The sequence below is a fragment of the Streptomyces sp. NPDC048361 genome (assembly GCF_040651795.1).
Taxonomy (GTDB): Bacteria; Actinomycetota; Actinomycetes; order Streptomycetales; family Streptomycetaceae; genus Streptomyces.
In genome coordinates this window covers 121445-143401 of sequence record NZ_JBEZKW010000012.1, presented here as the reverse complement: position 1 = coordinate 143401, position 21957 = coordinate 121445, and the positions used below count along the sequence as shown (strand labels likewise).

Here is a 21957-nt window from a genome sequence, read left to right as displayed (position 1 = left end):
TGCTGACGCGTGAAGCCCGCGCGATCCTGGCGATCGCACCCACTCCGGCCGAGGCCGCCCGGCTCACCCGAAGCAGGCTCAGAGCCGCCGTCACACGGGCCGGCCGTCAACGTCGGATCGAGGCCGAGACCGACCGGATCCTCGAAGTGCTCCACCGGCCCCGGCTTCGCCGGCCGTCCTTGGTCGAGAAGGCGATGGGACATCAGACACGCGCACTGCTCGCCCAGCTCGAGACGGCCTGCCGAGCCTGTGACGAGCTGGCGCACGACACCGAAGAACTCTTTCTGCAGCATCCCGACGCGGAGATCATCACGAGCTTCCCCGGACTTGGAGTGCTCACCGGTGCCCGGATACTGGCGGAGATCGGTGACGACCGCACCCGGTTCGCCACGGCCCGAGACCTGAAGGCCTATGCCGGAAGCGCCCCTGTGACGAGGGAATCCGGCAAGAGCCGTCGCGTCAGCCACCGCCGGATCAAGAACAGCCGCCTGGCCGCGGCTGGCCGGCACTGGGCGTTTGCCGCACTCACCGCTTCACTCGGGGCCCATTCTCACTACAACCGTCGACGGGAAGCCGGCGACCGCTACCACGCGGCCCTCCGCAACCTGTTCAACCGCATGATCGGCCAGCTCCATCACTGCCTGACCACCCGCCGGAAATTCGACGAGTCGCTCGCCTTTGCCTCACCGGCACTCCCATCGCTCGCAACAGCTGCTTGACCCCATAGCTGCATGGGGTGTCTTGTCGGCCGAGATGCTGTCGGGCTTCGTGCGGGACCGGCCCGGACCGACCCGCGGAACGCGGATCTTCGCCAGCACCGTCTGGAAGTGGGTGCAGTCCGCCCGCTGCCCGCCGGTGACAACCAGGGACAGCGGGCGGCAACGGCCCAGTCGTCGCCGAGGGCGACCTCACCGCGCCGCCGGCCCGGATCGACGCCCTCGCGCGTTACTGCACCACCGTGATCGAGGGGCTCTCCGTCCAGGCCCGCGACGGCGCCACCCGCGCCGAGTTGGAAGAGGTCATCACCTGCGCGACGGCCGCGTGGGACGCCCTCGTCGCGCCGCCGGCGCCTGCCCGCGAATGACGCCGCGCCGCGTCATCCGCCGGGCGCCCACCCGCGGATGACGCCGCGCCGCCTCGATCACGCCTCCTGCAACGCCGAATCCCCCGCCCTCCCTCATGCTTTCGGTCGAGGGGGACCTTCGGCACGCCGGGGCCAAGGGCCTGTTGATCGAGGACCTGTGCCGAACGGGCGCGGCCGGGGCGTGAACCAGGCTGGGGCATGTCGCCGCACCCACCGACGGCGACGCTTCGTACCGCATCCGACCTTCGAGAGGTTTGTCCCTTGATGTTCTCCCGGCCGACCCGCACCCTGCGTCCCCGCGTGGCTGCCGCCGCGATCGCCGCCGCCGCCGTAGCGGGTGTGTCCCTCGCCGTCGCCGCCCCGGCCTCCGCCGCGTACGGCCCCGACTACGGCGACGGGTGGGTTAACGGCTACACCGGCAACTACAGCGACAACTGGACGAAGAACTACGACAAGGACTACGGCGACGCCTGGACGCCGCGCGTACCCGCCCAGAACCGGGCCGACGTCGCCGTCTCCGCGTCCGGCCCCGCGCACATCGACCACAACCAGGAACAGCTGTGGACGGTGCAGATCACCAACACCGGCAAGTCCACGGCCCACTCGGTGCGTTCGGTCACCACCCTGCCCAACGGCATCGAGCACCGCGCCCACCGCGTCGTCCAGGGCTCCGCCCACGCCACGCTCGGCGGCGACGGCCGCGTCGTGACGACGATCGGCGCGCTCAAGTCCGGCGAGACCGTACGCGTCCAGATCGCGGGCCGCGGGCCTTCGCACGGTGGCGGCAAGGTCCAGCTCGTGACCAAGGTGACGACGACGTCGCCCGAGAAGACCACCGCGAACAACACCGCCACGGTGCACACCCGCATCGCCTGAGTGAGGCCGGCGCGGAGCCGGGAAAGGCTCCGCGCCCCTCACTGGCGACGGCTCCGGTGCGCAGCGGTGGCCCGAGCGGCGCCGCGATGATTTCCGTGCTCTTCTGCAGTCGTCCTACAGGACGAGGAGAGCGAAAGGAGACCATCATGCCCACGCCCGGATCCGCCCAGCACCCCACCACCGAACTCGACTCCCGCTACAGCTCCGCCCTCAACCCCCGCCCCGGCGCCGCACAGGCCGCCGCGACCGAGTGGGCCGAGGCCCGGCGCCGGATGGAGGGCGCCGAGATCTTCTGGGTGTCCACGGTGCGGCCCGACGGAAGGGTGCACGTCACGCCGGTGATCGCCGCCTGGCACGACGGCGTCCTGTACTTCTCCACCGGCCCCGGCGAGCAGAAGGCGAAGAACCTCGCCCACGACCGCCACTGCGCCCTGATCACGGGGAGCAACTCGCTCACCGAAGGGCTCGACCTCGTGATCGAGGGCACCGCCGAGTCCGTCGGCGACCCGGAGGTCATCGAGCAGGTGATCGCCGCGTACGAGACGAAGTACGGGCCGCACATCACCGCGCCCGAAGGCACCTTCCACGGCATCAGCGACGCCTTCCGCACGGGGGATGTGGTGATCTTCGCGGTGGCCCCGGGCACGGCGTACGGCTTCGGGCGCGACGACGGGGCCTTCACCCACACCCGCTGGACGTTCTGACCCTCACAGGACCGCGCGCAGCAGGACCAGCGACCCGTTGTAGGTCGGCCGGTGGCGCAGATGGCCGAAGGCTTCGTCCCAGGCGCCGGAACCCAGGGCGCGGCGCAGCGACGTGTCGAAGGCGTGGCGCGCGGTGTCGTCGATGAAGCTCCACGCCGAGCAGGCCAGGCGCGCGGCAGGGTCGAGGAGCATCTCGGGGCGGCCGTAGTACGCCTCGTTGAACCCGTCGGTGCAGTCCAGCGGGATGGGCACGATCTGCGCGGTGACCGTGCCGCCGAGCGCGTCGCTCAGCTCGTCGATCGGGGGGTAGCGGCGGACCTCGGTCTCCAGGACCTCGGGGGCGTACTCATAGAGCCAGAAGTTGCGTACGCGCGCCGGATCGCAGGTCAGGACGGCGATCGGGCCCCGCGTGACGCGGCGCATCTCGCGCAGACCGGCCGCCGGGTCGGACCACTGATGGACGCTGAAGAGGGTCATGGCGGCGTCGAACCGGCCGTCGGCGAACGGGAGGTCCTCGGCGACGGCGTCGATGGCGGTGGCCAGCTCGGCGGGCCGCTGGGCCCGCATCGCGAGAGAGGGCTCCACCGCGGTGGTCTCGTGGGCCTCGCTCTCGTACGAGCCGGTGCCGGCGCCGACGTTGAGGACGGAGTGTGCGTCGCCGAGCGCCTGGGCGATGACGCGGGCGATGCGCTCGTCCGGCCGACGGTAGGAGCGGTATCCGGGCGCGAGGGTGCCGTAATAGACATCGCCGACGCCTGCGTCGTAGGTGCGCATGACCATGGGGACCTCGCCTTGTGGGCCTGTTGTGGGCCTGTTGTGGGCCTGTTGTGGGCCTGTTGTGGGCCGGGGGCGGTGCCTCCGCGTCCCGGGCGACGCATCTCATCTTGCATCTGCGAGGCTCGATCGCCTAGATGGTTCGCCCATGCTTGTCCCATCAGCCAAAAAGCGCCGCACCTGCGATAGTGCGTTTGGAGGTTGTGGGGCGCTACGGGGTCTCGTCCTCCTGGTACGAGTGGCGCCGGCCCGACCAGGGGTCGGCGATGTTGTGATATCCGCGCTCTTCCCAGAAGCCGCGCCGGTCCCGCGTCATGTATTCGATGCCGCGCAGCCACTTGGGCCCCTTGTAGCCGAACAGGTGGGGTACCACCAGGCGCAGCGGGAAGCCGTGTTCGGCGGTGAGCGGCTCATGGTTGTGGTGGGTGGCCAGCACGGTGGTCTCGGCGGTGAAGTCCGACAGCCGAAGGTTGGCGCTGTATCCGTATTCGGCCCAGGCCATGATGTGCGACACGCCGTCGGCGGGCGGCGCGAGGGCGAGCACGGTGCGTGCGGGGACGCCGAAGAACGTGTGGCCGAGGGTGCTGGTGCCCGACGCGCAGTGCAGATCCGCCTCCACGGTCGTCTTGGGCATGTCGAGGACTTCGTCGAACGTCCAGGAGCGGGTGCCTCCGTCGGCGGTGGCACCGAAAACCTGAAGCGTCCACCGTTCGGGACGGAAGCGCGGCACAGGGCCGTAGTGGGAGATGGGCCATCCCTTGGCCAGGCGTTGGCCCGGCGGCAGCATGCCGTGGTCCATGAGGCGGGCTCACCCTTCCTGTCGACGCAGATACAAGGGGAAAGCCTAGGTCAGTGGGGCAGGTGCGACTTGATGACGCTAGCCGGCCTGCACCCGCGAGGCCCGGGCCGGGCAAGGCCGAGCCGTCGCGGGCCGCCTGTTCTTCTCGATACCTCGCCGCGGTGCGCGGCCGCACCCGTCCACGCCTCGATACGGGCGGGCGATATCTATCACCGCGAGATCAGGATTTACCGCGCGGTGCGGGGAGTGTTTGTGCGGCGCCGGGCGGGGCGGAGTTATTTTCCGTATGCCGCCGGTCGCCCCGTGCTACTGTCGATCTCAGTTGCTGATGTGGTTCCCAAACCTTCAGGCTCTTCCGTCGGATTGTCCGACGTCGACCACAGCCGGCATCCCTCGGGGCGCGACCCCGGCCGCGGACATTTCACGCAATAGTGTCGCCACCCGCAAGGTGACCGACACCGCCGGCCGCCCGTCCTCGAGTGGGGCGCTCCCTCAGAGCCGCACCGGTCGCGTCGTCAGACGGAATTCGATATGCGCATCGTGGCGCATGGCGCCCGCCCTTTCGAAATCCGCATGACGTTCCTTTTCGGATTCACACCACGTCGCACTTGTCCTCGCATTTCATTCGGTTCGTTCTTGTGATTCCCCGCGCTGTGTTTTCGCTGCGGAATTCCTTGATGCGCGCCGTATCGCCATCCCGCCGTATCGCAGAATCGGCGCATCAAGGAAGGTTCTCGATGAACCCCGCACGTACGAACAGCCGTTCCGCCCGCCCGCGCCGCACCGAGGGGGCTGCCCCCTTCTCCGCCTCCGGCGGCGGTTCTCGGCGGGCCGCGCGCTTCGGCTCGCCCGCCCCGGCCCGCTCGGGCGGCCCCGCCCGCTCCACTGGTTCGGGCCGCTCCGGGGGGCCGGGCCGTCAGGGCGGCCGCCGGTCCGGCGGCGTTCAGGGCGAGTTCGCCCTGCCCAAGACGATCACTCCCGCGCTGCCCGCGGTCGAGGCGTTCGCCGACCTCGACATGCCTGCCCCGCTGCTCGCCGCGCTGAGCGCGCAGGGCGTCAGCGTGCCGTTCCCGATCCAGGGGGCGACCCTGCCCAACACCCTCGCTGGCCGCGACGCCCTGGGACGCGGGCGCACCGGCTCCGGCAAGACCCTCGCCTTCGGGCTCGCCCTGCTGGCCCGCACCGCGGGACAGCGCGCCGAACCGCGCCAGCCGCTGGCCCTGGTCCTCGTACCGACGCGCGAGCTGGCCCAGCAGGTGACCGACGCCCTCACCCCCTACGCCCGCGCCGTGCAGCTGCGCCTGACCACGGTCGTCGGCGGCATGTCGATCGGCAGGCAGGCCGGGATGCTGCGCGGCGGCTGCGAAGTCGTCGTCGCGACACCGGGCCGGCTCAAGGACCTCATCGACCGCGGTGACTGCCGGCTGAACCAGGTCGCGATCACCGTCCTCGACGAGGCCGACCAGATGGCGGACATGGGCTTCATGCCGCAGGTCACCGCCCTCCTGGACCAAGTACGCCCCGAGGGCCAGCGGATGCTGTTCTCGGCCACCCTCGACCGCAACGTCGACCTCCTGGTCCGCCGTTACCTCGTCGACCCGGTGGTCCACTCAGTCGACCCGTCGGCAGGCGCCGTCACTACGATGGAACACCACGTCCTGCACGTCCACGGCGCCGACAAGCACCGTACGACCACGCACATCGCGGCCCGCGACGGCCGGGTGATCATGTTCCTGGACACCAAGCACGCCGTCGACCGCCTCACGCAGGACCTCCTGAACAGCGGGGTCCGTGCCGCGGCCCTGCACGGCGGGAAGTCCCAGCCGCAACGCACCCGCACCCTGGCCCAGTTCAAGACCGGGCACGTCACCGTGCTCGTGGCCACCAACGTCGCCGCCCGCGGCATCCACGTCGACAACCTCGACCTCGTCGTCAACGTCGACCCGCCGACCGACCACAAGGACTACCTGCACCGCGGCGGCCGTACCGCGCGAGCCGGTGAGTCCGGCAGCGTCGTCACCCTGGTCACCCCCCAGCAGCGCCGCGACATGAGCCGCCTCATGACGGCCGCCGGGATCGTGCCCCAGACCACCCAGGTCAGCTCCGGCGACGAGGCGCTCAGCCGCATCACCGGCGCACAGGCCCCGTCCGGCGTCCCCGTCACGATCGCCGCGCCGGTCGCCGAGCGGCGCCAGCGAAGCGCGTCCTCGCGCGGTCGGCGTAGCCCCGCCGCGGCGGCCCGGCGCGTCAACGCCCGCCAGACGTCCTTCGGCACCGTGGCCTAGGGAGTCGCTTCAAAGGAGCGTCGCCGCCCACCGGGCCGGACGAAACTTTGAAGCCATGACCTGGCCGCATCGCTGAAGCGAACCGAGGGCCCGACCGAGACATACCGGTCGGGCCCTCACCGCGTAAGGACTCGCGTAGCAAACCGTCCAGGGACGCGGGTACGGAGTCGCGCAGCAAGCCGTGCGGGGAAGCGTGGCGTACGGAGTCGTAGCGATTCGTGTATCGAGTCGCATCCCGAGTCGCGGAGAAGTCCTGGCGGTGAGCGCGGATCCCGTGCGGCGCCGGCCTCCGTCCACCCTGTGGGCACCCCAGTGGCGGATCTCACCGAAGGGCTCTGCATCACCGCAGGTCAGCGGCGTATGCGGCGTGTGCGAGGTGGCGCAATACTGTGGCAACACCATGCGGCGCGCTCCGCCGGTACGTTCCCTGTCATGCCAGCAGAACCCGCCCCCGCCTCGCCTCCGGTCGCCGCCGCGCGCCGTCGGCGGCTGCGCGCCGACCAGGCGCGACAGCTCGCAGACCTGCTGCGCCACCAGATCCTCACGGGCGGCTTCCCCGGCGGTTTGCTCCCCCTGGAACACGCCATCGCCGCCGACTACCGGGCCAGCCGCAACACCGTGCGCCAGGCCCTGGAAATGCTGCGCGACGAGCAGTTGGTGGACCGGCAGCCCGGCGTCGGCACCGTGGTGGTCTGCGAGAAGAAGTACCCGCACGGCCTCGACCGTCTGCAGGGGCTCGCCGAGACCCTGCACGAACACGGCACGGTGACCAACGAAGTACGCACCGTCGGACCGGTCCGCGCCCCGAGCCCGGTGGCGCACCGGCTCGGGCTGCCCGAGCAGAGCGATGTGCTCTGTATCGAGCGGCTGCGCCGCCTGAACGGGCTTCCGCTCTCCCTCGACCTGTCCTATCTGCCGATGGACGTGGGCGGTGAACTGCTCGGCTGCGACCTGGAGAACACCGATGTCTTCCGCCTCGTGGAGTCGCTGACCGGTGCCCCGCTCGGCCACGCCGAGGTCACCCTGGAGGCGGTCAACGCCGACGCGCACTCCGCCGCCGTGCTCCAAGCCCCGCGCGGAGCAGCCGTGTTGATGCTGGAGCGGCTCACCCACCTGTCCGACGGGCGCCCCGTGGACCTGGAGTTCATCCGCTTCCGCGGCGACCGCATCAGCATGAGCGGCGTACTCCACCGCTCCCTCTGAACCGCGGCCCCGTCACGCCCACAGCCTGCGCCCTCTCCTCTCTTCTTCTCCCTTCCCATCGCCTGGAGACAGCCATGCCTCTCGTCCCGCACCTCGCCGACGTGCCCGTGACCATCGACGAGTCCAAGTGCATCGACGGCTGCACGCTCTGCGTCGACATGTGTCCGCTCGACTCCCTCGCGATCCGGGAGGACAACGGCAAGGCGTACATGCATGTGGACGAGTGCTGGTACTGCGGCCCCTGCGCGGCCCGGTGCCCCACCGGCGCGGTCACCGTCAACATGCCCTATCTGCTCCGGTGAAAGGCCACACCAGCATGCTCGGCAAGCGAGTCACACCGCTCCTGGCCCTCGCCCTGACCCTGTCGTCGGCCACGGGCTGCGGCGGCGCGGCCGGGGCCGACGACGGCAACGGGGCGAAGTCGGTCACGGTCACCGTCGGCTACCAGTCCAAGACCATCAACACCGTCACCGCCGGCACCCTCCTGCGCTCCCTCGGCTACTTCGAGGAGGAACTCGCCGCGCAGGGCCGCAAGGATGGCAACACGTACCACGTGCAGTGGCAGGACTACGCCACTGGCGCCCCCATCACCGCCCAGATGACCGCGGGGAAGATCGACATCGGCTCGATGGGTGACTTCCCGCTGCTCATCAACGCGGCCCGCGGCAAGGAGCTCAAGCAGCCGACGCAGCTCGTGTCCGTCACCGGTTACAACTTGCGCGGCGGCCTCAACACGGTGCTCGTCGCGCCCGGTTCACCGCTGAACTCCCTGAGCGACCTGCGCGGCAAGAAGGTGTCCACCAGCGTCGGCTCCGCCGCCGACGGCACGCTCGTTCGCGCGCTCCAGCAGGCCGGCATCGACCCGGACAAGGGCATCCACAAGCTCAACCAGCAGCCGAGCGTCGGCGCCTCCGCGCTCACCGCGGGCAGTGCCGACGCGCTCTCCCAGTTCGTCGCATGGCCGGGACAACTGGCCTTCGAGGGCAAGGGCAGGGCGCTGTACGACGGGGCCGAGTTGAACCTTCCGACTTTCCACGGCGTCACAGTCCGCGCGAAGTTCGCCAAGGCCCACGCCGCAGCCCTCGACGCCTTCCTCGCGGCCCAGCGCCGCGCCACCGACTATCTGCGTGCCAAGCCGGTCGCCGCCGCGGAATCGGTGGCCAAGGAGACCGGACTCCCCGCCGAGGTGGTGTACCTCTACAACGGCGCCAACGGCATCGCGACCTTCGACCCCGCCCTGCGTCCCGAACTGATCGACGCGCTCAAGCGGGACGTACCGGTCCTCAAGGGCGAGAAGCTCGTGAACGACGTGGATGTGGACGCCTTCGTCGACCCGGCGCCGCTCACGCGTGCCGTGCGGGCCCCCGCCTATCCGCAGGCACCCGCGGCCCGTCCCGAACTGTGGCTCAAGGGCCAGGACACGACCCGCTCCTTCGACAGCCCCAAGGACCTCCTCAAAGCGGTCAAGGCCGTCGACGCCACCGGCGTCCGCGCCGCGTACGTGCCCGACGCGGTGACCGGCACCCTGTGGTTCGCCGACCGCGCGGTGTGGGTGGCGGACGGCACGGACCTGCGCGCCTTCATCACCGCAGCCGGCGCCCGGGCATATGTCGCCCGGCACCCCGCCGCGCGGACCGTCGACTACGCGAACGCACTGGAGCTGGCCTCATGAGCGCGGGACGCCGGCTGCTGCGGGTGGCCTCGATCGTCGCGGCGCTCGCGCTGTGGCAGCTCCTCACCTCGCTCGACGTCGACCTGTGGCTGCGCTTCTCGCAGTTCCCCACCGTCGGCGAGGTGGCGGCCGCCTTCACCGACCGCGCCGCGACGGCCGCGTACTGGCAGGACCTCGGGTACAGCCTGCGCCGCATCGCGGTCGGCTTCCTGCTCGCCGCGGTCCTGGGCGTGGCGACCGGCACCGCCGTGGCCCGCTCGCGGTGGGCGGCGGACCTGCTCGGCCCGCTGATCGAGGCGGTCCGGCCGGTGCCCGCCATCGCCCTGGTGCCCGTCGCGATCCTGCTGCTGCCCACCAACGAGCAGGGCATCGTGTTCATCACGTTCACCGCCGCCTTCTTTCCCGTCGTCGTCTCGACCCGGCACGCGGTGCGCGCTCTGAGCCCGGTGTGGGAGGAGGCCGTGCTCACCCTGGGCGGCGGCCGGCTGCGCGTGCTGTTCTCGGTGGTGTTGCCCGGGGCGCTGCCGGGGATCTTCGGCGGCCTTTCGGTGGGAGTCGGCGTCTCGTGGATCTGTGTGATCTCCGCCGAAATGATCTCGGGGGAGTACGGGGTGGGCTACCGCACCTGGCAGGCGTACACCGTCGTCGACTACCCGGGCGTGTTCGTCGGCATGGTCACCATCGGTGCGCTCGGCTTGCTGACCTCGACGGCCGTGGAACTCGTCGGCCGCCGCGCCACCGCCTGGCTGCCCAGCCCCGCCGGCAGCCGCGCGACCCGTCGCGGCAGCGCCGCCATCCCCGTGCGGAAGCGGGTCGCCACGCTCGTACCGCGGAAGGAGCCCGTCGCATGAGCACCACCACGACGCTGCCCGCCCCGGCCGCCCTGGCCGGCGCCGAACTCGTGTTGCACGGCGTGCGGTTGGGCCACCCCGGCACGCCGCCTCTGTTCGGTGCGCTCGATCTGCGGGTGGCGCCGGGGGAGGTGCTGACCGTCGTCGGGCCCTCCGGCTGCGGGAAGTCCACCCTGCTGCGCACCCTGGCCGGACTGCTGCCCGCGCTCGGCGGCCGGGTCACCCAGGACGGGCGGGCGATCACCCGCCCCGACGCCGACCGGGCCCTGGTCTTCCAGCACGACGCGCTGCTGCCGTGGCGCACCGCGCGCGCCAACGTCGAGCTGCCGCTGGCGATCCGGCGCATCCCGAGGGACGAGCGCCGGCGTGCCGCCGCCGAGTGGCTGGACCGGGTCGACCTGTCCGGACACGCCACCAGGCTCCCGCACCGGCTCTCCGGCGGCCAGCGTCAACGGGTGCAGCTGGCACGGGCGTTGGCGGGCCGGCCCCGCTGCGTCCTGATGGACGAACCCTTCGGCGCACTCGACGCACACACCCGGACCGGGATGCAGGACCTGCTCGTGGACATCCTCGGCGAGTCCGGCGCCACCGTCGTCTTCGTCACGCACGACGTGGACGAGGCACTCCACCTCGGCGACCGGGTCGCCCTGCTCGCCACGGGCCAGGTGCTCCCCGTCCCGCACCCCCGGCAGCGCGACGCGGACCAGGCCCCCGCCACCACGGCGCTGCGCCGCCGCGTCCTTGCCTCCCTCTGAGGCTCTGAAACTCTGAAAGGCCCTCTGTGGAAACCCCTTTGATGACCGTACCCGCCCTCGCCGACGCGACCGAACTCGCCTGCGACGTGCTGGTCATCGGCGGCGGCACCGCCGGCACCATGGCCGCGCTCACCGCCGCCGGGCGCGGCGCGAACGTCCTGCTCCTGGAGAAGGCACACGTGCGGCACTCCGGGGCGCTCGCCATGGGCATGGACGGGGTCAACAACGCGGTCGTCCCGGGCCGTGCCGAACCCGACGACTACGTCGCCGAGATCACCCGCGCCAACGACGGCGTCGTCGACCAGTCCACCGTGCGTCAGACCGCGACCCGGGGCTTCGCCATGGTCAAGCGGCTGGAGTCGTACGGGGTCAAGTTCGAGAAGGACGAACACGGCGAGTACGCGGTACGCCAGGTCCACCGCTCGGGCTCCTACGTACTGCCCATGCCGGAGGGCAAGGACGTCAAGAAGGTCCTCTACCGGCAGTTGCGGCGGCGCGAGATGCGCGAGCGGATCCGCATCGAGAACCGGGTGATGCCCGTACGGGTGCTCACGGCAGGCGGCCGTGCCGTCGGCGCGGCCGGGTTCAACACCCGCACCGGCGAGTTCGTCACCGTACGGGCGGGCGCCGTCATCCTGGCCACCGGCCCCTGCGGCCGGCTCGGCCTGCCCGCGTCCGGCTATCTCTACGGCACGTACGAGAACCCGACCAACGCGGGCGACGGCTACGCCATGGCCTACCACGCCGGGGCCGCCCTCACCGGGATCGAGTGCTTCCAGATCAACCCGCTGATCAAGGACTACAACGGGCCGGCCTGCGCGTATGTGGCCAACCCGTTCGGCGGCTACCAGGTCAACCGGCACGGCGAACGGTTCGTCGAGTCGGACTACTGGTCGGGGCAGATGATGGCCGAGTTCTCCGCCGAACTCGCCTCCGACCGGGCGCCGGTGTACCTCAAGCTCAGTCATCTGCCCGAGGAGACCATCGGCGCCGTCGAGTCGATCCTGCACACCACGGAACGGCCCACCCGGGGCACCTTCCACCAGGGCCGCGGCCACGACTACCGCACCCACGACATCGAGATGCACATCTCGGAGATCGGACTGTGCGGCGGGCACTCCGCGTCGGGCGTACGCGTCGACGCCCACGCCCGCACCACCGTGCCCGGCCTGTACGCGGCCGGCGACCTCGCCTGCGTACCGCACAACTACATGATCGGCGCCTTCGTCTACGGCGACCTCGCCGGTGAGGACGCCGCCCAATTCCCCTGCTACGAGGGCGAGTTGCCCGCGTCTCAAATAGCCGCCGCGCACGAGCTCGTCTACCGGCCGCTGCGCAATCCGGACGGGCCGCCGCAGCCGCAGGTGGAGTACAAGCTGCGGCGGTTCGTCAACGACTATGTCGCGCCCCCGAAGACCGGCGCCAAGCTGTCGCTCGCGGTCGAGGCGTTCGACCGGATGCGCGGGGAGATCGCCGGGATGGGCGCCCGCACCCCGCACGAGCTGATGCGCTGCGCCGAGGTGAGCTTCATCCGGGACTGCGCCGAGATGGCGGCCCGCTCCTCGCTCGCCAGGACCGAGTCCCGCTGGGGCCTGTACCACCAGCGTCTCGACCATCCGGAACAGGACGACGCGGGCTGGCTGCACCATCTGGATCTGCGTAAGTCGCCTTCCGGAACCATGGAGTTCACCGCCCGCCCGGTCGAGCCGTACGTCGTCCCGGTCCCGGAGTTCACACCGTCCGGCGGACCCGAACGGCCCCTCGGAGAGGTCGCCCTGGTACCCGTCGCGACGGCAGGACCACGCGAGACGGCCCGGGCCGCGGGGGCGGGGGGAGCGGCGGGGACGGAAGGAGCGGCCGGGGCGGCGCCCGCCGAAGCCTCGGCTCCGTACGCCCCGCTCCCGGTGTCGGAGCCAGGCGCTGCCCTGCTGGACCTGCTCGCCCTGGCCGAGGACTCCCCGGACCTGGCGACGCTCGCCCCCTATCTCGTCGACACCGACCCCGCGGTCCGCGCGGCCGCAGTCACCGTGCTCGGCGAGACCGTGCCGTCGGGCGCCGGCATCGCCCTGGCCGCACGGCTGCGGGACGGCGCGCCCGCCGTACGGTCCGTCGCGGCGGCCGTCCTGCGCGAACTGGCCGAAGTGCTGCCCGCGGACGCCGAGTTGAGCGCCGCGCTGCGCGAGGCACTCGATGTGCCCGACCCCACCGTACGCACCGCCGCCCTCGACGTGCTGCGGGCGCTGCGGCTGGGCGACGCTCCGCTGTACGCGGCCCGCCTCGCCGACACCGACATCGAGGTGCGCATCCACGCCGTACGGGGCTTGGTGGCGGTGGACGCCGTCACGGAGCTGGCCCGGGCCGCGGCCGACCCCGCGCGCGAGGTACGAGTCGCGGTGGCCCGGGGCGTCGCGGCCCTGCGCGCCCCGCGGCCCGTCTCGCTCGACCCGCTCCTCGACGACCGCGACCCCCTCGTCAGGGCGGCCGCCCTCGCCGCCCTCGCGGCGACCGGCTGCCCGGCCCCGTACGCGGAACACGCTGTCACCGCGCTCGCGGACCCCGCCTGGCAGGTCAGGGCCGGTGCCGCCGCGGCCCTGAAGGGAGCCGCCCCGGAGGCCGCCGTCCCCGCCCTTGCCGAGACGCTCACCGACACCAACGCGGACGTCCGCAAGGCCGCTGTCCTGTCCCTGCTCGCCCATCGCGCCCACGCCGAAGCCCGTGACGCACTGGCGACCGCCGTCACGGACACGGACGCCGACGTCCGCGCCTACGCGGGGCGCGCCTGACGCGGCCCGTGGGGCGGCGCCGCCTGAACAGGTCGTTCCGCCCCGCCCCGTACCCCACCCGTACCGCGGGCCGCCCCGTGCGCCGCGGGCCGCGCGCCGAGAAGCCGCTTCGTGGCTTTCGCCCCTGGTCGGCTTGGGGCGGGCCGCCTGCGCAAGGACCTGCCGGTGTACTGACGGCGGTCTTTGGACTCCAACGGAGCGGGACTAAGGGCCTGGTTCACACGGAAAAGGGCGCTGCTGTCCGCATATTCGCTTTCATTCGCCAGCGGCAGGGCAATGAGAGGCGTATACCGGCGCATTCTCCGTATGAACAGGAGTCACTAGTCCGATGCTGACGCTCAATTCCTCGCAGATCGGCCCCTCGGCGGCCCGGAAAGCCACGTTGCACTACTGCCGCGCCCACTGCCCGTGGGTGGACCCGGACGAAGTCGTCCTGGTGGTCGCGGAGTTGCTCGGCAACGCCATACGGCACACGTACGGCCCCTGGCATCTCTTCCTGGACCAGCGCAAGGGCAAGCTCGTGGCCGGAGTTCGCGACCACAGCAACGCCGTTCCGGCTCCGAGGGCCGGGGGCCCGGACCATGACGGCGGATTCGGGCTCGGTATCGTCCGCCGGCTCGCCAGCGACCTCTCGGTCATCCCGCACCCGCACGGCAAGACCGTTCAGGCGATCTGGGTCCGCACCGAGCGGCCCGAGCGCACCGAGCGGCCGCACGTCACGGCCGGTCGGACGAGGCCCGGCCAGCAGAGCCGGCGCGCCTGCCGGGAACAGGTCAACTGAGCTGCTGCGCACCATGGTTGAGCGCTGCTCCCGGCTCTCGTCCGACCCCCGCGTCCCTTACACCCCGCTCTCGTACGCCTCCCTGCGGCGGACCACGAGTACGGCTCGGTCGTCGACGTGTCCCGTCAGTGAATCGCCCTGCGCCATCAGGGCGTTCGCGATCTCGGCGAGGGGCATCCCGCGCCGGCGGGCGGTGGCCTCGCAGATGACGGCGAGCCCGGCGTCGATCGGCAGCTGCGGGCCCTCCACCAGGCCGTCCGTGACGAGGGCGAGCAGATCGCCCGGGGCCATCTCCAGCGAGTGCACCGGAAAGCGGCTGCCCGCGACCACACCCAGCGGAGGCCCGCCCGGGTACTCGCGGACCTCTGCGCCGTCCTTGTCGGAGAGCACCAGCGGGACGTGCCCGGCCCGCGCGGTCGCGACCCGGCCGTCGGGGGTGAGCAGGGCGTACAGGCAGGTCGCGAAGACCGGCATGCGCATCTGGAGCATCAGGTCGTTGGTGCGGGCCAGCACCTGATCGGGGGCCGGCTCCTGCCAGGCGTAGGCGTGCATCGCGGTGCGCACCTGTCCCATCAGGGCGGCGGCCTGCACATTGTGTCCCTGTACGTCACCGATGATGCACGCGGTGCTGCCGTCGGGCAGGGCGATCACGTCGTACCAGTCACCGCCGACGTCCAGACCCTGGTGGGCGGGGCTGTAGCGCGCCTCGATCTCGTAACCGACGACGGCCGGCAGCGTGGCGGGCAGCAGATCGCGCTGCACGGTGGCGGCCAGTTCGGAACGGGCCGCCTGCAGCCGGATGCGTTCCCATGCCTGCCCGGCGACGTCCGCCATGACCCCGACGAGGGTCCGCTCCTGGTTGGAGAGGTCGTGCGGCCGGTCGAAGGTCACCACCCAACCGCCGAGCGGCGAGGCCCCCTGGCCGCGCAGCGGAATCATGATGAACGACTCGGCGGAGGTGGCGTCGAGCAGGCTGTGCGCCTGCGGCCACGACCGCCGGTAGTCCTCGCGCGTCGCGATGAACAGGGGCGTCCCGGTGCGGATCGCCTCGGTCAGGGGCTTGGGGGCGTCCAGCGGCAGCCCGTGCAGGGAGCGGGCGAGCGCGGGGTCGATCCCGGAGCCGAACGTCACGCGCAGCCGTTCTTCCTCCACGAACGCCAGCAGGGTGCCGGTGCCGCCGAAGGCCGGCGCGACCTTGTTCAGGATCGCCGCCGTCAGCTCGTCCTCCGTCGCCGCGGCCACGAACGCGGCGGCCAGCTGCTGTGCGAGGTCAACGCGCCGCCGGGCGTCGGCGTGCGCCTTGACGAGCGACTGATGACGTTCCATGGCCGCCGTGGTGTTGGTGGTCGTTCCCACGACGCGTCGGCCTCCGTCGAACCCGAAGCGCACGAGCCGGGCGAGGGTGCGCAGCCAGTTCAGACGACCGTGCCCGTCGGGCATGCGGAAGTCGACGTCCACCTCCCGCGAGTGGCCTCTGCGCAGCGCCCAGAACGCCGCCTCCACCCGGCCCACGTCCTCGGCGTAGACCAGGCCGAGCAACGCGTCGAGCGACATCGTGTCGCCCGGTCCCATGTCGTTGTACAGGCGTTCGCCGTCGAGCCAGCTGAACGCGTCCGCCTGCTCGTCGTAGACCCACAGGGAGTGGTCCGCGAGGACCGTCATGGAGCGCAGCGCCTCCCAGTGCAGCCACTCGCCCTCTTCCTCCTCCTCGATCTCCACCAGGACGGCGGGGTCGCCGTCGCAGCGGTCGATGCGGCGCGCCGACGTCATGCAGATGACCGCGCCGTCCGGGTGGGCGTACTCGATCGGCTGCCGGCAGGTGCGTCCCCCGCCGTGCAGGGCGTCCAGGAGCAGCTGGCGGGAGATGGCCATGCTGGTCGGCGCGAGCAGGTCGGAGAAGGTCCATCGGGGCGACGCGTCGTTCAGCAGGGCGGCCCGGGCCCGCGGACTCGCCTGGACGAGTTCGGCCGCCCCTGAGGGTTCGGCGGCGGGTGCGAGCAGCATCCACATGCCGTCGGCGCGGAGCTCGGCGTGACGGAGGCAGGCGTGGTCGGGGGTGTCTTCGCGCATGGACATCGATCTCGATAGCGACGGGATGGGGGGCGGGCCTTCCTGCGGGCGGGTCTTCCATCCCAGCCGACCCGGGCCCGGCCCGCCGCCCGCGAAAGTCCCTTGCTGCGGGCCAAAGGTCCCCTACGACCCGTCACATCGGCACCGCCACATCGGCGACCGTCACCTCGGAGTCAGTTACGCTCACGCCCCGTCACGCCCCCGGTCACCTCGGCGGCCCCTTACACCCGGGGCCGGTACGTCCGTGATCCGCCCCGCCCACGCCCCGACACGCCCACACCCCGCCACGCCCACGCCCGGCACAACCTCGACGGGGCGGAGCTGTTCGACAGGGTCTGAAGAACGCTCCGCCCGTGCGGCGCCGCTGCCGCCGCCGCACGGGGCGGCAGCGGCGCGGCCCCTCCTGAACGGTCAACGCGCCTACGGGCGGCCTGAGTCGGGGCCGGCGACGGCGGCTTCGAGGGTGGGGTGGACGGTGAAGAACTGGTCCGTGCCGGTCACGTGCAGCAGGCGGAGCAGGCTCTCGGAGGGTGCGGCGATGCTCAACGCGGTGGCGGCGTGCACACGAAGCAGAACGTTGAGTGCGGAGGAGTCGCAGAACGTGATGCGCGAGGCCTCCAGAATCACGTGCCGGTGCCGGCCGGCGGCCTCTTCGAGGGCGTCCTTGAGGGGACCGAGCGTGTCGAGATCGAGGTCACCGGCGGCCTCGATCGCCCAGGCGTCGTCCAGCGGGTACTGTGCGCCGAGTACTCCGGCCGGCGGCACGGCTGCTCCGTGGTCCGCTCCGTGTTCTGTCGTCATGCGGAGAGTATGCCCACCCCCGGCTCCGGCGGTCCGCATCGGTGTGCGAGTGCGCGCATCACGACATGGCCGCGTGGCCCGTTTGTTGGGTTCTGCGTGATTTCCCGTCACCGACCGCCGCCCGGCTCGCGCCCGACACCCCGCCAACCCTCGCCACGGCAACCGCTAGGCTCGGCCTTCTGCGTACATGCCGCCGATGGGCGCGCGGCGTTCGGAAGGGGGCCAGGTGAGAGCGGCGCGCGCGTTGGCGACGCTGGACGAGGTCGAGCTCGGGGACCACGTCTGCTGGCGCATGCGGCAGACCGGCGGGTCGCTGGCCGACACGCGGGCCTTCGTGGCCGACGGAGCCCTGTACGGCGACAAGATCGTGATCGTCGGCTCCACCGGAGCCGTCTCCCGCATCCCCCGGGACGCGGGGCCCGCCGTCTCGGTCGTCGTCGACGTCCCGGGCGCCGCCGACGCCGACTTCGTGCTCGCGGCGGTGCGCCGCGAGGCACGCACGGCGGTGCGCGAAGGGTTCCGCTCCGTACGCGTGCTCAACGAGCGGACACCGCCGAAGCCGGTTCCCGGTGCGGAGGAGGAGCTGCTCGCCCAGGAGCTCAAGCTCGACCAGTTCGCGTCGGAGAGCGGCGCGATCGTGGTCTGCGCCGTGACGCCTTCCGGATGGGACGCGTCTACGCTGGAACATATGGCATGTGTGCACCCGCACGAGGTGGGCATGCGTGCTGAACACCCGGCCTTCCGCATGTTCAGCACGGGTGCCGACAGCTGGAGTGTGGACGGTGTGATCGACTCGCAGTGCGCGCCGGTGTTCAGCGCGGCGGTACGCGCGGCAGCGCTGCGCGTACCCACGCTGACGCTGCGTTTCGACACAGTCGACATGATCGACGCCGCCGGTATGCACGCCCTGGTGGACGCGGTCCGCGGCCTGCCGGACCGCCGCGTCCTCGTGGAGGGCGCCAACGACACCGTACGGCTGTGCTGGAATCTCGCCGGCTACGCGACGAGCGACACCGCGGTGGTGATGGGCGCATGAGCGGCACCCCGCCCGCCAAGACCTCTCCGCCGCCCAGGACACCCGACGCGCCCGAACCCGGATTCCGCCACGAGCTCTACCCCTACCGCGGGAACGCCGAGTTCCTCTCCGGCACCCAGGGCTTCATCCGGGCAGCCCTTGAGGCCGGGGAGGCCGTCGTCGTCGCCGTCCCCTCCGACAAGGCCTCACTGCTGCGCGAGGAGTTCCCCGACGAGCCCGCCGTGACCTTCGTGGAGACCTCGACGGCCGGCGCGAGCCCCGGTCGCCTCGTCGCCGCCTGGACGGAGTGGATGAGCGAGCGCGGCGAGGGCGGCAGGCCGGTGCGCGGCATCGGCGAGACGGCCTGGCGCCAGGCGCGCAGCGCGGCCCACCTCTCCGAGCTGCGCTACCACGAGTGGCTCCTCAACCGGGCCTTCGCGCGCAGCTCCGCCTGGTCGATGCTGTGCCCCTACGACACCGCCGACGACGACCGCGGCGCGCTGCGCAGCGTCTCCCGCTGCCACCCGCTGATCCACCAGGACGGACGGTCCGTGCGCAACGAGGGCTACCTGAGCGCCGACGAGTACGTCTTCGACGCCCTGAGCGACCCCTGTGACCCGCATCAGGAACTGACCTACACCAGCGGCGACCTCTCCGCGATCCGCTCGAAGGTGTCGCAGTGCGCCAGCGACGCGGGGGTGGCCGAGGACCAGTTGCCGAAACTCGCGGTGGCGGTCACCGAGATCGCCACGAACAGCATCCGCCACGGCGGCGGCCAGGGCACGCTGCGCACCTGGTCGGACCCCACGACGTTCCTCTGTGAGTTCCGGGACGGCGGCTACATCTCCGACGTCATGGCGGGCCGCACCCGCCCGACGGCCGGCCAACTGGGCGGCCGCGGGCTGTGGCTCGCCCACCAGCTCTGCGACCTGGTCGAGATCCGCTCGTCCCCCGAGCAGGGCACGACCATTCGCCTGCACACGGACATCTCTCAGTAGCAGGGCGGCCGTTGGGCCGCGGCGGGTCACGGAGGTGTCGACGGATTCCCGGGCGCGGGCGCGCAAGATCCCGAGGCTTCCCTTCCGGCGGGGTCCAGTGGAGCGGGCAGGTGACCGCACGTGCCATGACCGACGCCGAGCGAAGAGATCGCGCGAGTTTTCGGTCACCCCATGAGACACTCTGGCCCATCGCATGTCATGTACCGGACATCAGCGGGCCGCGGGCATCCCCGCGGTGCGCACGACGTTGGGGGAGTACGCCATGGACCGATCCACATCCAAGGGCTGGAGCCGGGCGAGCCTCGCGCTGGGGACGGCGTTGGTGTCGACCGTGCTCTGCGCCACGGCGAGTACGGCGGCGCCCGCAGACACGAGCGGCCGCGCCGGGAGTGCCGCCGCATCCGTGAGTGCAGCCGCCGCATCCGTGAGCGCTCAACGCGCCTGTCCCGTCGTCTACTTCGACCTGGGCGAGACGCTGGTGCACACCTCCGACGACGGCGGCACCAGCTATCAGCCGGGCGCCGCCGCCTATCTGCGGGCCCTGCGCGCGCGTCACATCAGGGTCGGTCTGATCACCAACGTCCCGCCCTCCTGGGGCGCGACCGACGCCGAGCGCGCCGCCCGCCTGAAGAAGGAGGTCGACGCCACCTGGCGGGGCTCCGCGCCCTTCGCCTGGCAGGACTTCGGCGACCGGATCCTCACCCCGCGTACCGACGCGGAACGCAAACCGGCCCCCGTCCTGTGGCAGCGCGCCAAGGCCGTATCCGGGCGCTGCCTGCTCGTCTACCAGGCGGAGACGGCCGAGGAGATCCAGATCGCGGCGTCCCTCGGCTTCGTGCCGTACCAGGTCGAACAGCCTCACAGGCCCGCCTTCCTGCCCGTCCGCCTGGTGCGACTCCTCGGCCGCCTGCCGCACTGAGCCAACCCGGCACTGCCCGGTGTTCCTCGAAAACCCCTGGGAACACCGGGCCCCCCGCCGGCTCAAGTCCGGTCCGGTGCATCATGGCGGCGGACGCTCCAGCGCAACCCACGCCGGAGTGCGGGCTCGAACAGGGGGAGGGACCCGTGGCTGCCGTCCGATGATCCGCCGACAGAACCTACGGGCCCCGCGGAGGCCCACGGCGTACGCCTTCGGGTGACGACCCGGCCGCGTCGCCGCCGTCCTGGTCACCACCGCCACCGGTCGCGTCCGCTCCCGACCCGGGGCCGGCGCCCGGCGCCCGGGGCGTGTGCTGCGCCGACGGGGCGGCGTGCCGGGGCTGCACCACGCCGCTGTGCAGCAGCAGTTGGACGGCGCCGAGCAGGACGGCCGTGGCCAGTGCGCTGTGCAGCAGCAGGGTGTCCAGATGACCGGCGGAGACGTAGGCGCCCACGGCGATCGCGGCCAGCGCGCACACCGCGCGGTCCACGATGCTCTCGATCGACAGCAGCGTGGCGCGCGGGGCGTCGGCGGGCATCGCGTCGTTCACCAGCTTGCGCTGGACCGGATAGACGAAGCCCGTCGCGGCGGCGAACAGACACAGCAGCGCGACGACGGTCCAGGGCCCGCCGACCGCCATCGCCGCCAGGGTGCCCGCGAGCGCGAGACTCAGGACCGACACCCACGCGACCGGCGTGAGCCGGCGGCTCAGCCACTGGGGGCGGGCCGAGGCCACCGCCTCCGCCACCGTCATCGCGGCCAGCACACCACCGCTCGACGCCTCCCCGATCCCGTGGTCGAGCAGAATCGGCTGGAACAGGTTGACCTGGCAGATCCGGGACAACGTGAACACCGCCACACCCTGCACCATCACCAGACCGAGCCACCGCGACGAGGCCACGCAGCGCAGCGCGGCCCCCGCATCCCGCAGGAAGGCGCCACCCCCGCGTCCCGCGGCCGCCCGGCCGCCCGGCTCCCGCCCACCCGCCGCCCGGGGCAGCGCCACGGCGCAGACGAGGGAGCCCGCCGCGCTCGCCGCGCTCAGCACGTACGGCGCCGTGTGCGCGACCGCCATCAGGGGCCCGACCAGCGGCCAGCACACCACCTTCGCCGCGAGCCCCAGGGCGCGCGCGGTGCCCTCCGCGTTCAGATAGTGCGCGTCGCACTTCTCGGCCCGCAGCCCGTCGTACAGATAGGCACTCGCCGCCCCCGAGGTGAGCGAGCGGCCCAGGGCGATGGCAAGGAAGTGGAGCAGGAAGCCGGTGTACGAGGCGCTGAGCACCGGAGCCAGGTTGGCGGCCGTCATCACCACGGCCCCGGCCCGCAGACAGTTGCGGGCGCCGATCCGGTCGGCGATCAGCCCGGTCGGGATCTCGAACAGGCAGAACGCCACGTAATAGATGCTCTGGATGCCGAAGATCTGCCCGTCGGAGAGCCCGGCCGTCTTCTGGTACTCGTAGAAGACCGGCATCCACCACAGCAGGTTGAACAGGAGCTGGAAGCCGTAGTTGAGCCGGATGATCCGCCGGGCCCGAGGCGTCGCAGGGGCGCGCGTCTTCCCGCCTCGGCGCGACACGAGACCCGGGC

20 protein-coding genes are annotated in these 21957 nt (G+C 71.8%); 15 read left to right on the top strand and 5 right to left on the bottom strand.

What is annotated here, in order from left to right; genetic code table 11:
• Positions 1–179: 179 nt before the first annotated feature.
• The 4 genes from AB0D31_RS09780 to AB0D31_RS09765 all read left to right on the top strand — a co-directional run bounded on the left by AB0D31_RS09780 (position 180) and on the right by AB0D31_RS09765 (position 2664).
• Positions 180–719 (top strand): transposase, encoded by a 540-nt coding sequence (locus AB0D31_RS09780; protein ID WP_362719484.1) that lies wholly within the window; start codon positions 180–182, stop codon positions 717–719.
• Positions 720–958: 239 nt separating this feature from the next.
• Positions 959–1084: a hypothetical protein gene (locus AB0D31_RS09775; protein ID WP_362719481.1), complete on the top strand. Its 126-nt coding sequence runs from the start codon at positions 959–961 to the stop codon at positions 1082–1084.
• 264 nt (positions 1085–1348) lie between these two features.
• Positions 1349–1960 (top strand): hypothetical protein, encoded by a 612-nt coding sequence (locus AB0D31_RS09770; protein WP_362719479.1) that lies wholly within the window; start codon positions 1349–1351, stop codon positions 1958–1960.
• Between the two features lie 146 nt (positions 1961–2106).
• Positions 2107–2664 carry a pyridoxamine 5'-phosphate oxidase family protein gene (locus tag AB0D31_RS09765; protein WP_362719476.1) on the top strand — a complete coding sequence of 186 codons (558 nt, stop codon included), beginning with the start codon at positions 2107–2109 and terminating at the stop codon, positions 2662–2664.
• Positions 2665–2667: 3 nt separating this feature from the next.
• Here the strand turns inward: AB0D31_RS09765 and AB0D31_RS09760 are convergent, their stop codons facing one another.
• The gene (locus AB0D31_RS09760) at positions 2668–3444 is read right to left on the bottom strand and encodes a class I SAM-dependent methyltransferase (RefSeq protein WP_362719474.1); all 777 of its coding nucleotides are present in this window, start codon (positions 3442–3444) and stop codon (positions 2668–2670) included.
• Between the two features lie 205 nt (positions 3445–3649).
• Positions 3650–4237 carry a molybdopterin-dependent oxidoreductase gene (locus AB0D31_RS09755; protein WP_362719471.1) on the bottom strand — a complete coding sequence of 196 codons (588 nt, stop codon included), beginning with the start codon at positions 4235–4237 and terminating at the stop codon, positions 3650–3652.
• A gap of 737 nt (positions 4238–4974) precedes the next feature.
• On the opposite strand from AB0D31_RS09755, the gene AB0D31_RS09750 reads away from it, so the two are divergent.
• From AB0D31_RS09750 to AB0D31_RS09715, 8 genes are all read left to right on the top strand, one after another.
• Positions 4975–6522: a DEAD/DEAH box helicase gene (locus AB0D31_RS09750; RefSeq protein WP_362719468.1), complete on the top strand. Its 1548-nt coding sequence runs from the start codon at positions 4975–4977 to the stop codon at positions 6520–6522.
• 432 nt (positions 6523–6954) lie between these two features.
• Entirely contained in the window at positions 6955–7725 is a 771-nt protein-coding gene (locus AB0D31_RS09745) for a GntR family transcriptional regulator (protein WP_362719465.1), read from the top strand.
• 74 nt (positions 7726–7799) lie between these two features.
• Positions 7800–8027: a ferredoxin family protein gene (locus AB0D31_RS09740; protein ID WP_362719462.1), complete on the top strand. Its 228-nt coding sequence runs from the start codon at positions 7800–7802 to the stop codon at positions 8025–8027.
• A 14-nt stretch (positions 8028–8041) separates the two neighbouring features.
• On the top strand, positions 8042–9397 hold the full coding sequence (locus AB0D31_RS09735) for an ABC transporter substrate-binding protein (protein WP_362719459.1): 1356 nt from the start codon (positions 8042–8044) through the stop codon (positions 9395–9397).
• Positions 9394–10248: an ABC transporter permease gene (locus AB0D31_RS09730; RefSeq protein ID WP_362719457.1), complete on the top strand. Its 855-nt coding sequence runs from the start codon at positions 9394–9396 to the stop codon at positions 10246–10248. Before AB0D31_RS09735 ends, AB0D31_RS09730 begins: the two co-directional genes overlap by 4 nt.
• Positions 10245–11003 carry an ABC transporter ATP-binding protein gene (locus tag AB0D31_RS09725; RefSeq protein ID WP_362719454.1) on the top strand — a complete coding sequence of 253 codons (759 nt, stop codon included), beginning with the start codon at positions 10245–10247 and terminating at the stop codon, positions 11001–11003. Before AB0D31_RS09730 ends, AB0D31_RS09725 begins: the two co-directional genes overlap by 4 nt.
• Before the next feature lie 41 nt (positions 11004–11044).
• Positions 11045–13786, top strand: coding sequence for a fumarate reductase/succinate dehydrogenase flavoprotein subunit (locus AB0D31_RS09720; RefSeq protein WP_362719452.1), 2742 nt, complete (start codon positions 11045–11047; stop codon positions 13784–13786).
• Between the two features lie 328 nt (positions 13787–14114).
• Positions 14115–14567, top strand: coding sequence for an ATP-binding protein (locus AB0D31_RS09715; RefSeq protein ID WP_362719449.1), 453 nt, complete (start codon positions 14115–14117; stop codon positions 14565–14567).
• Between the two features lie 57 nt (positions 14568–14624).
• On the opposite strand, the gene AB0D31_RS09710 is transcribed toward AB0D31_RS09715, so the two are convergent.
• Together AB0D31_RS09710 and AB0D31_RS09705 are read right to left on the bottom strand one after the other, a co-directional pair.
• A complete protein-coding gene (locus AB0D31_RS09710) occupies positions 14625–16637 on the bottom strand; it encodes a SpoIIE family protein phosphatase (RefSeq protein WP_362719446.1) in 2013 nt (670 codons plus the stop codon).
• Positions 16638–17057: 420 nt separating this feature from the next.
• Positions 17058–17438 carry an STAS domain-containing protein gene (locus AB0D31_RS09705; RefSeq protein ID WP_362719444.1) on the bottom strand — a complete coding sequence of 127 codons (381 nt, stop codon included), beginning with the start codon at positions 17436–17438 and terminating at the stop codon, positions 17058–17060.
• A 226-nt stretch (positions 17439–17664) separates the two neighbouring features.
• On the opposite strand from AB0D31_RS09705, the gene AB0D31_RS09700 reads away from it, so the two are divergent.
• The 3 genes from AB0D31_RS09700 to AB0D31_RS09690 all read left to right on the top strand — a co-directional run bounded on the left by AB0D31_RS09700 (position 17665) and on the right by AB0D31_RS09690 (position 20370).
• Positions 17665–18474 carry an MEDS domain-containing protein gene (locus tag AB0D31_RS09700; RefSeq protein ID WP_362719441.1) on the top strand — a complete coding sequence of 270 codons (810 nt, stop codon included), beginning with the start codon at positions 17665–17667 and terminating at the stop codon, positions 18472–18474.
• Positions 18471–19451, top strand: coding sequence for a sensor histidine kinase (locus tag AB0D31_RS09695; protein WP_362719438.1), 981 nt, complete (start codon positions 18471–18473; stop codon positions 19449–19451). Before AB0D31_RS09700 ends, AB0D31_RS09695 begins: the two co-directional genes overlap by 4 nt.
• A 262-nt stretch (positions 19452–19713) precedes the next feature.
• Positions 19714–20370: a hypothetical protein gene (locus AB0D31_RS09690; RefSeq protein ID WP_362719435.1), complete on the top strand. Its 657-nt coding sequence runs from the start codon at positions 19714–19716 to the stop codon at positions 20368–20370.
• Between the two features lie 178 nt (positions 20371–20548).
• Here AB0D31_RS09690 and AB0D31_RS09685 read toward each other — a convergent pair whose 3' ends face one another.
• Positions 20549–21946, bottom strand: a complete 1398-nt coding sequence (locus tag AB0D31_RS09685) for an MFS transporter (protein WP_362719433.1) — start codon at positions 21944–21946, stop codon at positions 20549–20551.
• Positions 21947–21957 lie beyond the last annotated feature (11 nt).

Excerpts from the sequence above, each read along its gene's own strand:
- AB0D31_RS09745 (WP_362719465.1), top strand. The coding sequence starts at position 6,955 with ATGCCAGCAGAACCCGCCCCCGCCTCGCCTCCGGTCGCCGCCGCGCGC.
- AB0D31_RS09765 (WP_362719476.1), top strand. The coding sequence starts at position 2,107 with ATGCCCACGCCCGGATCCGCCCAGCACCCCACCACCGAACTCGACTCC.
- AB0D31_RS09715 (WP_362719449.1), top strand. The coding sequence starts at position 14,115 with ATGCTGACGCTCAATTCCTCGCAGATCGGCCCCTCGGCGGCCCGGAAA.
- AB0D31_RS09695 (WP_362719438.1), top strand. The coding sequence starts at position 18,471 with ATGAGCGGCACCCCGCCCGCCAAGACCTCTCCGCCGCCCAGGACACCC.
- AB0D31_RS09760 (WP_362719474.1), bottom strand. The coding sequence starts at position 3,444 with ATGGTCATGCGCACCTACGACGCAGGCGTCGGCGATGTCTATTACGGC.
- AB0D31_RS09730 (WP_362719457.1), top strand. The coding sequence starts at position 9,394 with ATGAGCGCGGGACGCCGGCTGCTGCGGGTGGCCTCGATCGTCGCGGCG.
- AB0D31_RS09750 (WP_362719468.1), top strand. The coding sequence starts at position 4,975 with ATGAACCCCGCACGTACGAACAGCCGTTCCGCCCGCCCGCGCCGCACC.
- AB0D31_RS09755 (WP_362719471.1), bottom strand. The coding sequence starts at position 4,237 with ATGGACCACGGCATGCTGCCGCCGGGCCAACGCCTGGCCAAGGGATGG.
- AB0D31_RS09740 (WP_362719462.1), top strand. The coding sequence starts at position 7,800 with ATGCCTCTCGTCCCGCACCTCGCCGACGTGCCCGTGACCATCGACGAG.
- AB0D31_RS09720 (WP_362719452.1), top strand. The coding sequence starts at position 11,045 with ATGACCGTACCCGCCCTCGCCGACGCGACCGAACTCGCCTGCGACGTG.
- AB0D31_RS09725 (WP_362719454.1), top strand. The coding sequence starts at position 10,245 with ATGAGCACCACCACGACGCTGCCCGCCCCGGCCGCCCTGGCCGGCGCC.
- AB0D31_RS09710 (WP_362719446.1), bottom strand. The coding sequence starts at position 16,637 with ATGCGCGAAGACACCCCCGACCACGCCTGCCTCCGTCACGCCGAGCTC.
- AB0D31_RS09770 (WP_362719479.1), top strand. The coding sequence starts at position 1,349 with ATGTTCTCCCGGCCGACCCGCACCCTGCGTCCCCGCGTGGCTGCCGCC.
- AB0D31_RS09735 (WP_362719459.1), top strand. The coding sequence starts at position 8,042 with ATGCTCGGCAAGCGAGTCACACCGCTCCTGGCCCTCGCCCTGACCCTG.
- AB0D31_RS09690 (WP_362719435.1), top strand. The coding sequence starts at position 19,714 with ATGGACCGATCCACATCCAAGGGCTGGAGCCGGGCGAGCCTCGCGCTG.
- AB0D31_RS09705 (WP_362719444.1), bottom strand. The coding sequence starts at position 17,438 with ATGACGACAGAACACGGAGCGGACCACGGAGCAGCCGTGCCGCCGGCC.